Origin of the sequence: Bacteroides bouchesdurhonensis (genome assembly GCF_900155865.1) — a bacterium.
Lineage (GTDB): Bacteria > Bacteroidota > Bacteroidia > Bacteroidales > Bacteroidaceae > Bacteroides > Bacteroides bouchesdurhonensis.
In genome coordinates this window covers 5,021,717-5,034,466 of the sequence record NZ_LT707006.1, presented here as the reverse complement: position 1 = coordinate 5,034,466, position 12,750 = coordinate 5,021,717, and the positions used below count along the sequence as shown (strand labels likewise).

Genomic DNA, 12,750 nt, shown 5'->3' with positions numbered 1-12,750 from the left:
CGAAAAAGATGGAACTACAAGGAATGGTGCCTGAAGTGGCAAAGAAATTTAAGTATTGGCAGACGCGGACCATTATTGCGAGTATGATAGGATATGCATTATTCTATTTTGTTCGCAAGAATCTTAGTATTGCCATGCCTGCTATGCAGGAGGATTTGGGTATTACAAAAGGAGATCTGGGGCTATTTTTAACATTGCATGGCCTGTTGTATGGTGTGTCTAAGTTTGCAAATGGTTTTATAGGTGACCGAGTGAATGCCCGTTATTTTATGGTGACCGGTCTGGTACTTTCCGCTGCCTGTAATATCCTGTTCGGATTTAGTTCGGCAGTGCTAATGTTTGGAATCGTGTGGATGTTGAATGGTTGGTTTCAGGGAATGGGTTTTCCTCCTTGTGCCCGCTTGCTGACACATTGGATTCCTCCTACACAACTGGCTACCAAAATGTCCGTATGGAACACTTCGCACTCCATCGGTGCTGGGCTGGTGGTAATTGTCTGTGGCTATATTGTTAGCATGGGATGGCGTTGGTGTTTCTGGATTCCTTCTATTATAGCTTTGGTAGGTGCTGCCGGATTATGGTTTGCTTTACGCGATACTCCACGTTCGGTAGGTTTGCCGGAGTTAAATCAGAAAACGTCAGGTGATGAGAAAGAGGATACTTCTGCCGAGTTTAAACGATTTGTACGCAAGAAAGTTTTTGGTAATCCTGCTATTTGGGTATTGGCCATTGCTAACTTCTTTGTATATACAGTGCGTTATGCAGTACTCGATTGGGGACCGACCTTGTTGGGAGAATGGAAAGGAATTTCTATCCAGCACGCCGGATGGATGGTTGCAGCTTTTGAAATCTCCGGAATTGTAGGAATGCTTGTAGCCGGATGGGCAACCGACCGTTTCTTCGGTGGACGTGGTCCGCGGGTATGTGTCATTTGCATGGCATTAGCTACGGTCTTCATTGGTTTGTTTTGGGGAGTACCTCATCCTCCGATGTGGTTAGCTGCTTTGTTGCTGGGAGCAGCCGGATTCTGTATTTACGGTCCACAGGCGTTGGTCGGTATTGCTGCGGCTAATATTGCAACGAAAAAAGCGGCGGCAACCGCTGTCGGATTTACCGGATTGTTCGGATATGCCAGTACGCTGGTTTCTGGCTGGGGATTAGGACTTCTGGCACAACATTACGGTTGGGATTATGCAATCGGAGGATTAATTTTGATTGCTATTATGGGAACTTTGATATTTTTAGCTGCATGGTCAGCAAAAGCAAATGGGTATGATAACGATTGAAAATAAGGTAGAAGAGCCATTGAGTATGGAAATGGCAACACGTTTAAAACAAATAAAACATATTGCGCTGGATATGGATGGCACAATCTATAATGGAAGTACGCTATTTCCTTTTACTGTCACCTTTTTGAATAAGATGAAGGAATTGGGAATTGGTTATTCATTTCTGACCAATAATCCTTCGCGCAGTACTGCTGATTATTTGTATCACCTGAAAGAAATGGGAATTGAGGCGACGGTTGATGAGTTTTATACTTCTGCGCAAGCGACTATTGATTATATACACACGCATCATCCGGAGTATAAGAGACTCTTTTTGCTGGGTACTCCAAGTATGATCCGGGAGTTTGAAGAAGCGGGCTTTATTTCTACATCCGATGATGCTGAAGATGAACCGGATGCAGTGGTAGCTAGTTTCGATATGTCATTGGTGTATTCAAGATTGTGTCGTGCGGCCTGGTGGGTGAGTCGGAAAAAGTTTTATATAGCAACCAATCCCGACCGGGTTTGTCCTACGGATAAACCGGTGGTACTGGTAGATTGCGGTTCCATTTGCTCTGCATTGGAATATGCTACAGGTCGTAAACCGGATGTGATAGTAGGCAAACCTGATCCGCGTATGTTACATGGAATTATGGAACGTCATGGATTGTGTGCCGAACAGATTGCTATGGTAGGAGACCGTATTTATACAGATATTTTAATGGCTCAGAATGCCCAGGCTCTTGGTGTATTGGTATTGTCGGGAGAGACAACTTACGATACAGCCATATCTGTTCAGCCCGGTCCGGATTTAATCCTACGGGATTTGGCTGAACTTCAGGAATTAATTATATTTGCTCAAAATATAAGTTAGTGAATGCGAAAGTTAATTATTTGTGTCCTGCTATTTTTACTTGGTAGTGGTGAAGGTAGCATGTTGCGGGCGACAAAGTCGTCCGCAACAGTTTTTTTGAAAGCTTTGCAGATGAATATCTGGAAGGGAGGTTCCGGAGTGGAAGGTGCTGTTGATATGATTGCGGATGAAATCATTCATTCGAGTGCAGACGTTGTATTTCTCAATGAATTGAGTGATTACAAGGGCGAGAATTTTATTCTTCATATGATAAAAGAGTTGAAGCAACGTGGACATACGTTTTATGGAACGGAGACATCATTGTCTGTAGGTATATTAACTCGTTATCCGATTGAAGAACAACGGATTGTTTGTCCTCCCGGAAAGGGAAGCAATGGAGCCGTTGTGCGTGTACTATTATCAGTTGCCGGGAGAAAAGTAGCTGCCTATGCTACACACTTAGATTATCGTCATTACGCTTGTTATATGCCTCGTGGTTATAACGGGAGCACATGGAAAAAGATGGATGCTCCGGTGACCGATGAAGCAACTGTTTTGGAGATGAACCGAAAAGCTTATCGTGAAGAAACAATTGCTGATTTTCTGCAAAAAGTACAGCCGGATATCGAACAAGGTTATGCTGTATTGCTAGGAGGGGACTTTAACGAACCTTCTCATCTGGATTGGCAAAACGATACGAAAGACTTATGGGACCATAATGGAGCCGTAGTGAATTGGGATTGTTCCAGATTGCTTTATGAGGGAGGATTTAAAGATGCCTATCGGGTGGTTCATCCTAATCCTGTTACTCATCCGGGTTTTACATTTCCAGCCGGTAATAAAGCTGTCTCGGTGGATAAACTGACATGGGCTCCTGAAGCGGACGAACGTGACCGGATCGATTTTATTTATTATTATCCTACCACTTTTATGACTCCTGAAAAAGCTTGGGTAGTTGGACCTGAATATTCTGTAATAAAGAGTGAGATCAGGAAAGAGAAAACTCGTGACCGTTTTCTTCGTCCGAAGGGTAGGTGGCCGACCGATCATAAAGCGGTAATGGTTTCTTTTAAGTTGAAACCGGATTTGAATGCCGGCAAAGAGAAAACAAAAACTAAACCTCTTACAGCAGGGGCTACTACTTTTAAAGCTAACTATTTCGATAAGTTATCTGCTCCTCTTTCCAATGGATTGCTTTATAGCAAAGCGGTGTACTTAAAGCGGAATAGAATTATTCAGTGTATGGATGTGGCTACAAACGGAGAAATTTATTATGTACAGATTGCCGGAACAGACGAACATCAGCTGAATGTACTGAAAGCTGCTCCTAATGTAACAAAACCGACGAACTATATGGTGCTAGAATATTTCGGACATGGAACCAATATGGCTATTGAAGAAACGGACGGAGAAACCTATGTTTGGATAGGAAGTCATGGGAATAAGGGAAAGGATGGGGCATATGGAGGTTCTCAAACTGTTTCTCGTGTAAAATATGAACCGGGGAAGAAAGTACAATTGGCAGGCGGCGATATCTTTCATTTGAAAGGAACACGTAACATACATCCTGCTGTGAATCCCGGAAAAGATTTGTTAGGTGTGCAATACTCTAAAAATATATCGGGGGTTAATACACGTTTCTTTGTGATATACCGGTTGAGTGAAGCAATGAAACTACCTTTGACAGATGTTAAACTGAGTTCCTTGAAATATGGAGGAGAGCTTTCGGGAGATGTACCTGAAACTTCGATGGAATTAACTGTCAGAGCTAAAGAGTTGTCTCAACTTCAACCCTTATATGAGATTTCTGTGCCCGATGGAGAACTTTATTTTCAAGGATATGATATAGACGATCAGTTTGTTTATTATTATGAAGGTATAGGTAATGATAATAAAGTGGATACTCCTTCAAGAGCTTGTGTGAGGGTTTATGATAAAAACGGGCAGTTGTGTGGACAGAGGAAAGTGGCAGCTATCGCAGATGTGAATAAACTCAAAGAACTAGGTCTTGCAGATAGAGGCTACATGGAGGCAGAAGGAATCAAGATTAAAGGAGATGTGATGTATATAGGTTTTGCTTCTAGAAAAATGAATGGTAAGTCGGACGAGCGTTTGGCTAATGTTTTGAGATACACCAATGACTGACTAAAGAAATGCCTCTCAGATCATCATGCAATATGATTTGAGGGATTTTGCTTGTATAACTTTCTTCTATCCCGTTTTTTTTATTTTAATTTGCAATCTGAATCTAAAGTGAGGCAAATCGTTATGCGTTATTCTGTTATTGTTCCTGTTTACAATCGTCCTGATGAGGTGGATGAATTACTTGAAAGTCTTACCAGACAGCATTTTAAAGATTTTGAAGTGCTGATTGTAGAAGACGGATCTTCCATCCCTTGTAAAGAGGTAGTAGAGCGTTACGCAGACCGATTGAAGATTAGTTACTTCTTTAAATCTAATTCTGGACCGGGGCAGACGCGCAACTATGGTGCGGGGCATAGTGAAGGCGATTATCTTATTATATTAGATTCGGACGTTATTTTACCTGAAGGGTATTTCGAAGCAGTGGAGAAGGAACTCCAGACTTCTCCTGCCGATGCGTTTGGCGGTCCCGATCGTGCGCACGATTCATTTACGGATATTCAAAAAGCGATTAATTATTCGATGACCTCTTTCTTCACGACGGGTGGTATTCGTGGTGGAAAAAAGAAAATGGATAAGTTTTATCCTCGTAGTTTCAATATGGGTGTTCGTCGTGAAGTGTACGAAACTTTGGGTGGCTTTTCTAAGATGCGTTTTGGTGAAGATATTGACTTTAGTATTCGAATCTTTCGAGGAGGATACATTTGCCGTCTCTTTCCCGATGCTTGGGTATATCATAAACGTCGTACTGATCTGAAGAAATTCTTTAAGCAAGTCTACAACTCAGGGATTGCCCGCATTAATCTTTATAAAAAATATCCTGATTCACTGAAACTAGTGCATTTGTTGCCGGCTGTGTTTACATTAGGTGTGGCTCTATTATTGCTTGGTACTCCTTTTTGTCTGTTTAGTTTTACCCCGATTATGCTTTATGCATTCTTAGTATGCGTCGACTCTACCATTCAAAACAAGAGTTTTAAAATCGGTCTATACTCTATAGCTGCTGCCTTTATTCAGCTGATAGGTTATGGCACTGGATTTTGGTATGCATGGTGGCAGCGTTGCATTCGAGGAAAAAATGAAGTTGAGGCTTTCCGTAAGAACTTCTACAAATAAGTTCAACTGTTTCTATCTGAAGATAGTTTCATACTGTGGAACCTTTTGTTTCATCCTTTGAAACAAAGTGTTCTATATAGTGAAACCAATAGTTTCATGCCTTGAAACCAGTAGTTTCATTCTATTGAAACTAATAGTTCCATAGGTTGAAACTATAAGTTTCACTATATGAAACCGATACTATAAGCGGTTTATTTGTTCTACGTGCCTAAAAAAAGAGAGACACCTCACGTGCCCCTCTTCCGTTAATGAGAAATTCTATCTTATTAATACTATTGGATATTATTTATGATGAACGCCAATCGGTTGTTTATAATGGGGTGCATAATTCAGATTATAATATCTCCATCTTTCGAACTGTTGTTGCAACCTTTTGGTATAATCTTCCCAACTTCTGTTTTCTAAGAAAGTCCATCCAATCTCGGCCACTGCATTGGCGCGAGGATAAGTCATGTATTCTACCATCTCCGTAGTGCGGAGATATTCACTCCAAACATTGGCTTGTATGCCTTTAATATGTAAAGCCTCTTCAAGAGTCAGTTCATTCGGAATAGGGTCGTAACTATATGTCCATTCTAAAGAAGCTACCCGGCCGTTACCTAAAGGAGCTATATCCATATTTGTCTGATAATGATCCAGATATACATGCGTATTGGGAGTCATTATCACAGGATGACCCGATTTGGCTGCTGTGATACCGGCTGCAACGCCGCGCCACGACATCAGGGTAGCATTCGGTGCTATTCCACCTTCTAAGATTTCGTCCCAGCCAATCAGTTTCTTTCCGTTATCATTGAGGAATTTTTCCACTCTTCTGATTACATAACTTTGCAGTTCATGTTCATCCTTCAAATTTTCCGTTTTCATCTTAGCCTGACATTTTGGGCATGCCTTCCAACGGGTTTTAGGGCACTCATCGCCTCCGATATGTACATACTCGCAAGGGAACAGTTCGAATACCTCTTTTAATATATCCTCAATAAACGGATATATCTTTTCGTTTCCGGCACAAAGAACATCATCATAAATACCCCATCGGGTTCCTACTTCGTATGGACCTCCTGTACAACCCAATTCAGGGTATGTGGCCAGTGCAGCAAGCATATGACCCGGAAGATCGATCTCAGGAATAACAGTTACATACCTTTCTTTAGCGTATTGAACGATTTCTTTTATTTCCTTTTGGGTATAGAAACCTCCATAAGGTGTATTGTCGAATAGGAGGGGACCCTGAGCTGTATAACGGTTCTTTATCGTTTCTTTTCTTATCGAACCGATTTCCGTTAGTTTAGGATATTTTTTTATTTCGATTCTCCACCCCTGATCATCAGTTAGATGCCAATGGAAACGATTCATTTTCTGCATGGAAAGCAAATCAATATACTTTTTGATAAACTCTACCGGATACAGATGACGACCAACATCCAAATGAAGTCCGCGATATTCAAATCTGGGTACATCCTTAATCTCTACGGCCGGAACATCCCAGGTACTACACTCTTCCCGTTGAGAAGAGTAAATTTGACTGGGGAGAAGTTGTAATAAGGTTTGGACGGCATAGAAAAAACCGGATGGTTCATTCGCTTCAATTTGTATATTCCGTTTGGTAGCGCGAAGCGAATAACCTTCTTTGCCAAGACCGGGGTCATTGGTCCGACTGAAGATGATGGTATTATTATCATCTTTGGTGGTTTTGGCAACGGGGAGTGTTAAGTTGGCAACTGTTCCTAATCGGTCAGTGAGGAAATGAAGAGGTTCTTTGGCTTTGGGGGTTCTTACGATAATACGTGTTTGTTTGTCGATGGTGAACCATTCTTCATTTTTAATGGGGGTAATTGAGTTAGGTTGGGGGATAATGGATAATCTATTTGTAGGAATAGTACCTTCCAGATAAAGAGTACCGGGTATCCGGAAAGTGTATGTTAGTTGTTTGCCGTCCGTAAGTCGTGTATTCTGTACTTTTGTAGAAATCAAATATTCATATTGGTCGATTGGATTTCCTGTAAAGTAGATGATTGTTTCTTTCTTCCCGTCCAAAGACAGGGTGTTTTGTTCGGTTTGCAATCCGTCTGTTTTTTCGATGGAAAGTGTATATGGAAGACTGCTTTTATTGGTGATGCTGACCATCAATTTATGATTGTTGCTGATCAGTCTGGAGTGTATTTCCAAAGAATTATCAATGAGCTTTTTTATCCATTGAGGACTACCATAAAGCGTGTCGCAGGCATACTCAACAAAGCATTGGTCAATAATGGCGTTGCGGGTATAGCCATCGCTGCGTTCACGAGCAAATACGAAGGTAGTGATTGGATGATTTTTATAGGGAACGATTGATTTGTATTTTGATAATGTATAGTTGCTCAGGGGGATTATCCCTTTATCGTTTGCTTGCTCAACCAATGTACGGTTGTTGGCAGTATAGATAGCATTGAAACCTGCTTGAAGTGCATCTTCTATCTGTTGCTTGTCTTTTATTTTAGTATTAAAGTCACACCTCATTAAAGTGAAATCCATCAATTCCGGGATGAGAAGCGGATTATCTTTGGTTTGCGCATTGGCATAGGGAGTGATCAATAAGTAATACATTACAAATAATAGTATACTTTTCCTGCTTATACTTTTCATATATTAAACTTTTAATGATTGTATTTATTTTGTTTCCTTTCTGTTTATGCCACAAATATACTAAAAAGAAAATAATATGAAACATTATTCTCTTTTATTTTTCTTTTTGGATAGTATTATATTCGTTAAACGAAAGAGAATAAAAAGTTATGTATCAACTCTTCTTTTATAGTACATATTCCTATAATAAAGGTTATCTTTGCAGACTTAATTTTATAAGAATGGAAGTTAAACACAAACTATCCATCAATCAGTGGGCACTGGAGGACCGCCCACGCGAGAAAATGATGGAAAAGGGAGCAGCTGCCTTAAGTGATGCCGAGCTACTTGCTATATTGATAGGCTCCGGAAATACTGATGAAAGTGCTGTCGAACTGATGCGCCGAATGTTGCTTTCTTGTGATAACAATCTGAACTCGCTTGCAAAGTGGGAAGTGAAGGATTATTCACTTTTTAAGGGGATGGGACCGGCAAAGAGTGTGACCTTAATGGCAGCTCTTGAGCTCGGTAAACGGCGGAAGTTGCAGAATATCAAAGAGCGGACTCGAATAACCTGCTCAAAAGACATTTATGCTATTTTTCAACCTATCATGTGTGACCTGGAGCAAGAAGAGTTCTGGGTTTTATTATTAAATCAGGCTACCAAAGTGATAGATAAGGTACGTATTAGCACAGGGGGGATCGACGGAACTTATGCGGACGTGCGTACTATTCTTCGGGAAGCTATTTTGCAAAGAGCTACACAAATAGCAGTTGTACATAATCATCCTTCGGGCAATTCCCGTCCAAGCCAAGCGGATAAAACCTTGACGGAATATATCCATAAGGCAGCCGATACAATGAACATTCGATTGATAGACCATGTTATTGTTTGTGAAGATAAGTTCTATAGTTTTGCTGACGAAGGACTGCTCTGAATAAATTTATTCTTATATTTGCAATGTGTTAAAAAGAAAGCCCTATGGAAAAATTTGAAATAGAAGAAAAGATCGTGGCTATGCTGAAGACTGTATATGACCCGGAGATTCCGGTAAATGTATACGATCTCGGTCTTATTTATAAAATTGATGTAACCGATGACAAAGATACTGTAATTGATATGACTCTGACTGCTCCTAATTGTCCGGCTGCTGATTTTATAATGGAAGATATCCGTCAGAAGGTGGAATCGGTGGAAGGAGTACGTTCTGCAACCATTAATTTGGTGTTTGAACCGGAATGGGATAAAGACATGATGAGTGAAGAAGCCAAATTGGAACTTGGGTTCCTCTAAATAAGTATTATCTTTGAGGAGTAATCCCTTTTGCTGATTGTAATAAGGAAGCGGCAGCTTCTAGATGTTTAGTAACTAGTAATTTGTAAAATTGATGAAGAACGTTTATTTCCTTTCCGATGCTCATCTTGGTTCGCGGGCAATAGCTCATGGACGCACCCAGGAACGACGTCTGGTGAATTTTCTTGATAGTATAAAGCATAAAGCTTCTGCTGTCTATCTATTAGGAGATATGTTCGATTTCTGGTATGAGTTCAAGTTGGTTGTTCCCAAAGGATATACCCGTTTTCTTGGAAAAATCTCCGAACTTACAGATATGGGTGTGGAAGTGCACTACTTTATTGGTAATCATGATATCTGGTGTGGTGACTATTTAACCAAAGAATGTGGAGTCATTATTCATCGTGAACCATTGACTACTGAAATTCATGGGAAAGAGTTTTATCTGGCTCATGGCGATGGTCTGGGCGATCCGGATAAGAAGTTTAAAATCCTTCGCAGGATGTTCCACAGCCAAACGTTGCAAACATTATTCTCCGCTATTCATCCTCGATGGAGTGTTGAACTAGGATTGAACTGGGCAAAACATAGTCGTGAGAAACGAATCGATGGGAAAGAGCCTGAATATATGGGAGAGAATAAGGAATTCTTGGTGCTCTACACGAAAGAATATCTGAAAGGTCATCCTAATATCAATTTCTTTATTTACGGGCACCGACATATTGAATTGGATTTAATGCTAAGTGTGACTTCGCGTGTGTTGATTTTGGGAGATTGGATCAATTATTTTTCTTATGCAGTGTTCGATGGTGAGAATCTCTTCTTGGAAGAATATATAGAAGGGGAAACGCAAGTTTGATTTTTACTGATTAATATAGGATGTGCCAATCGTTTGACGGATTTTACCGCGTAACAATTGGCACATTTTCTATCATCTAACGGGACTTGACCGTAATTTATTTCTTGGATACCATCACTTTGACTTTCACTTTATTAAAGTATAATTTGATGGTGCATATCCTTAAAAAGATTTTGTTATAAATACCTATTGAAAACGTATCTTGTTGAAGAGTTCTATTTATTATAATTTTCTTAGTGCTTTGCTCTCTGAATGATCTTTTACCTCTTTAATACTGATTGCATATCCTCCACCGTTAGCGGCACGCAAGTTCAGTTTGCTCTTACTTGTCAGGATTCCTTTTTTGATGGTGTATGCCTGCGGGTTTTCTTTCCAGTCAGCGTCTTTGGCATCTGCATAAACTGTGGCGATGTACTGTTTACCCGGAGTCAGGAAGTCGAAGACTAGTTCAGAGATATGACCGTTTTCACCCGCTGTACAACCGACATACCAATCGTCAGTATCTTTTGCTTTACGAGCGATAGTGATGTATTCTCCCGGTTCTGCTTCCAGATATTTGCTTTCATCCCAGTCCATAGCAACATCTTTTATAAATTGGAAAGCGTCCATAAAACGTTCGTAGTTTTCGGGAATATCAGCTGCCATTTGCAAAGGGCTGTACATAGTGACGTACAAAGCCAGCTGGCGAGCCAGTGTTGAACGTACCTGGGAATTATTGTCCGGGTTCATCTTGTTACAATGAGTTTCGAAAATACCGGGAGTATAATCCATCGGACCGCCAATCAATCGTGTGAAAGGTAGGATGGTAGTATGATATACTTTATTCCCTCCGAATGATTCATATTCGGTTCCACGTGCCGATTCGTTGCCGATCAGATTGGGATAAGTGCGGCAGATGCCTGTAGGACGAGTTGCTTCGTGTGCATTCACCATAATTTTGTAGTCGGCAGCTTTGGTTACTGCATATAGGTAGTGATTGTTCATCCACTGTCCGTAATGGTGTTCTCCACGAGGGATCATGTTACCGACATAACCGCTTTTTACAGAGTTGTATCCATTGTCTACCATAAACTGATAAGCTTGATCCATGTGACGTTCGTAGTTGCGGACAGATGCGGAGGTTTCGTGGTGCATCATCATCTTGATACCTTTACTTGCGGCATAACGTTGAATTTCCTGTACGTCGAAGTCAGGGTAGGGAGTAACGAAGTCGAAAACATAGTCTTTGCTGTTGCCAAACCAGTCTTCCCATCCTTCATTCCATCCTTCTACCAGTACTGCATCGAATCCATGAGTTGCTGCAAAGTCGATGTAACGTTTAACATTGGCTGTATTGGCTGAGTGTTTGCCATTCGGTTTAGTTTTTGAATAATCTGTTTCACCCAGTTTCACGCTGGTCAGTTCGTCAGTATAAGCCCATGAACCTTTTCCGGTGATCATGTCCCACCATACACCGACGTATTTAACCGGTTTTACCCAGGATGTATCTTCAATCTTGCAAGGTTCATTCAGGTTTAATGTGATTCGGGAAGCGAGGATGTTGCGTGCATCATTGCTGACGATAATGGTACGCCAGGGAGTGTTGCAGGGAGTCTGCATATAACCTTTGTCTCCTTGTGCATCGGGTGTCAGCCATGATTCGAATATCATGTTCTTATCATCCAGATTCAGATGCATACAAGAGTAATCAATTAGTGCAGCTTCATGAAGATTGATGTATAGCCCATCGTCTGTTTTCATCATCAATGCAGTTTGTACGCCTGTTGGTGAGAATGGGGTTTGCGATGTGTTGGGAGTAATGGCTTGTTTCATCAAACCTCTGATTTCAGATAGGCGGGAAATAGTATAATCATACTCTTGTGTGTCATAGTCGCCCGGTATCCAATAAGCGGTATGGTCACCTGCCATTGCGAATTGAGAATGTTCTTCTTTTATCACGAAATAGTTCAGTGACTTCTGCTGCGGAAATTCATAGCGGAAACCTAATCCGTCATTGAACAAACGGAAACGTAGAAGCATGGAGCGGTCATTGGCTGGTTGATACAGGGTTACTGTCAGCTCATTGTAGTGATTGCGTATTTCTTTTTCTTCACCCCAAACTGGTTGCCAGGTTTCGTCGAAAGTGGAAGTTTGGGTATCTTTCAATTCAAATCCGTTATAAAGGTTTGTCTTTGAATCGAGTGTGTTCATATCCCTACGGTCTACCCAGTCGAAGTCTGTTTTAGTCGCATTCTCTTTTTTCAGTTCCAAACCTAATTTACTTGGTTTGATAACTGTCTTTTCATTGTAAGTCAATTCGTACGTTGGGGCACCTTCTTTATCTAATTGGAAGGTCATTACCAGATTTCCATCCGGTGAAGTCAGTTTCTGTTGTGCATTCGCAATAAACGAAATACAGAGTAAGGCAATAGTTAATAAATTCTTCTTCATTTTATTTATGGTATTAAATTATCATTCAACCCTCAAAGATCGTTTTATAAGGACCTGCAGGACGTTTCTAGCCCGCTTATTGAGATTCAATGGTCTACATCTTGATTATTTGTATTCTTAAACGCAAATATAGATGGTATCTTTTCTGTTAGAAATGACTAGAGAGAATATATAAGTATGTATA

The 12,750-nt window shown here is 40.7% G+C and carries 9 protein-coding genes; 7 read left to right on the top strand and 2 right to left on the bottom strand.

The features are described from left to right. Window positions 1-8: 8 nt before the first annotated feature. The 4 genes from CZ225_RS21650 to CZ225_RS21635 all read left to right on the top strand — a co-directional run bounded on the left by CZ225_RS21650 (window position 9) and on the right by CZ225_RS21635 (window position 5,379). The gene (locus tag CZ225_RS21650; protein WP_077155456.1) at window positions 9-1,286 is read left to right on the top strand and encodes an MFS transporter; all 1,278 of its coding nucleotides are present in this window, start codon (window positions 9-11) and stop codon (window positions 1,284-1,286) included. 25 nt (window positions 1,287-1,311) lie between these two features. Continuing rightward, window positions 1,312-2,142 carry an HAD-IIA family hydrolase gene (locus tag CZ225_RS21645; RefSeq protein ID WP_129585931.1) on the top strand — a complete coding sequence of 277 codons (831 nt, stop codon included), beginning with the start codon at window positions 1,312-1,314 and terminating at the stop codon, window positions 2,140-2,142. Window positions 2,143-2,145: 3 nt separating this feature from the next. Further along, on the top strand, window positions 2,146-4,266 hold the full coding sequence (locus tag CZ225_RS24915) for an endonuclease/exonuclease/phosphatase family protein (RefSeq protein ID WP_077155455.1): 2,121 nt from the start codon (window positions 2,146-2,148) through the stop codon (window positions 4,264-4,266). A 123-nt stretch (window positions 4,267-4,389) separates the two neighbouring features. Then, window positions 4,390-5,379: a glycosyltransferase family 2 protein gene (locus tag CZ225_RS21635; RefSeq protein ID WP_077155454.1), complete on the top strand. Its 990-nt coding sequence runs from the start codon at window positions 4,390-4,392 to the stop codon at window positions 5,377-5,379. A gap of 282 nt (window positions 5,380-5,661) precedes the next feature. Here the strand turns inward: CZ225_RS21635 and CZ225_RS21630 are convergent, their stop codons facing one another. Beyond that, on the bottom strand, window positions 5,662-8,004 hold the full coding sequence (locus CZ225_RS21630) for a beta-N-acetylhexosaminidase (RefSeq protein WP_129585845.1): 2,343 nt from the start codon (window positions 8,002-8,004) through the stop codon (window positions 5,662-5,664). 221 nt (window positions 8,005-8,225) lie between these two features. Here CZ225_RS21630 and radC point away from each other — a divergent pair, with 221 nt between their 5' ends. The 3 genes from radC to CZ225_RS21615 all read left to right on the top strand — a co-directional run bounded on the left by radC (window position 8,226) and on the right by CZ225_RS21615 (window position 10,136). Next, on the top strand, window positions 8,226-8,921 hold the full coding sequence (gene radC, locus CZ225_RS21625) for a RadC family protein (protein ID WP_025073956.1): 696 nt from the start codon (window positions 8,226-8,228) through the stop codon (window positions 8,919-8,921). A gap of 44 nt (window positions 8,922-8,965) precedes the next feature. Then, window positions 8,966-9,277 carry an iron-sulfur cluster assembly protein gene (locus CZ225_RS21620; protein WP_025073955.1) on the top strand — a complete coding sequence of 104 codons (312 nt, stop codon included), beginning with the start codon at window positions 8,966-8,968 and terminating at the stop codon, window positions 9,275-9,277. Window positions 9,278-9,371: 94 nt separating this feature from the next. Continuing rightward, window positions 9,372-10,136 (top strand): UDP-2,3-diacylglucosamine diphosphatase, encoded by a 765-nt coding sequence (locus tag CZ225_RS21615; protein WP_073349188.1) that lies wholly within the window; start codon window positions 9,372-9,374, stop codon window positions 10,134-10,136. A 222-nt stretch (window positions 10,137-10,358) separates the two neighbouring features. Here the strand turns inward: CZ225_RS21615 and CZ225_RS21610 are convergent, their stop codons facing one another. Further along, on the bottom strand, window positions 10,359-12,566 hold the full coding sequence (locus tag CZ225_RS21610; RefSeq protein ID WP_077155453.1) for a glycoside hydrolase family 97 protein: 2,208 nt from the start codon (window positions 12,564-12,566) through the stop codon (window positions 10,359-10,361). Window positions 12,567-12,750 lie beyond the last annotated feature (184 nt).

What these genes read in the sequence shown, in the direction of transcription:
- CZ225_RS21635 (WP_077155454.1), top strand. Translation starts at nt 4,390, where the DNA reads ATGCGTTATTCTGTTATTGTTCCTGTTTACAATCGTCCTGATGAGGTG.
- CZ225_RS21615 (WP_073349188.1), top strand. Translation starts at nt 9,372, where the DNA reads ATGAAGAACGTTTATTTCCTTTCCGATGCTCATCTTGGTTCGCGGGCA.
- CZ225_RS21650 (WP_077155456.1), top strand. Translation starts at nt 9, where the DNA reads ATGGAACTACAAGGAATGGTGCCTGAAGTGGCAAAGAAATTTAAGTAT.
- radC (WP_025073956.1), top strand. Translation starts at nt 8,226, where the DNA reads ATGGAAGTTAAACACAAACTATCCATCAATCAGTGGGCACTGGAGGAC.
- CZ225_RS21610 (WP_077155453.1), bottom strand. Translation starts at nt 12,566, where the DNA reads ATGAAGAAGAATTTATTAACTATTGCCTTACTCTGTATTTCGTTTATT.
- CZ225_RS21645 (WP_129585931.1), top strand. Translation starts at nt 1,312, where the DNA reads ATGGAAATGGCAACACGTTTAAAACAAATAAAACATATTGCGCTGGAT.
- CZ225_RS21630 (WP_129585845.1), bottom strand. Translation starts at nt 8,004, where the DNA reads ATGAAAAGTATAAGCAGGAAAAGTATACTATTATTTGTAATGTATTAC.
- CZ225_RS24915 (WP_077155455.1), top strand. Translation starts at nt 2,146, where the DNA reads ATGCGAAAGTTAATTATTTGTGTCCTGCTATTTTTACTTGGTAGTGGT.
- CZ225_RS21620 (WP_025073955.1), top strand. Translation starts at nt 8,966, where the DNA reads ATGGAAAAATTTGAAATAGAAGAAAAGATCGTGGCTATGCTGAAGACT.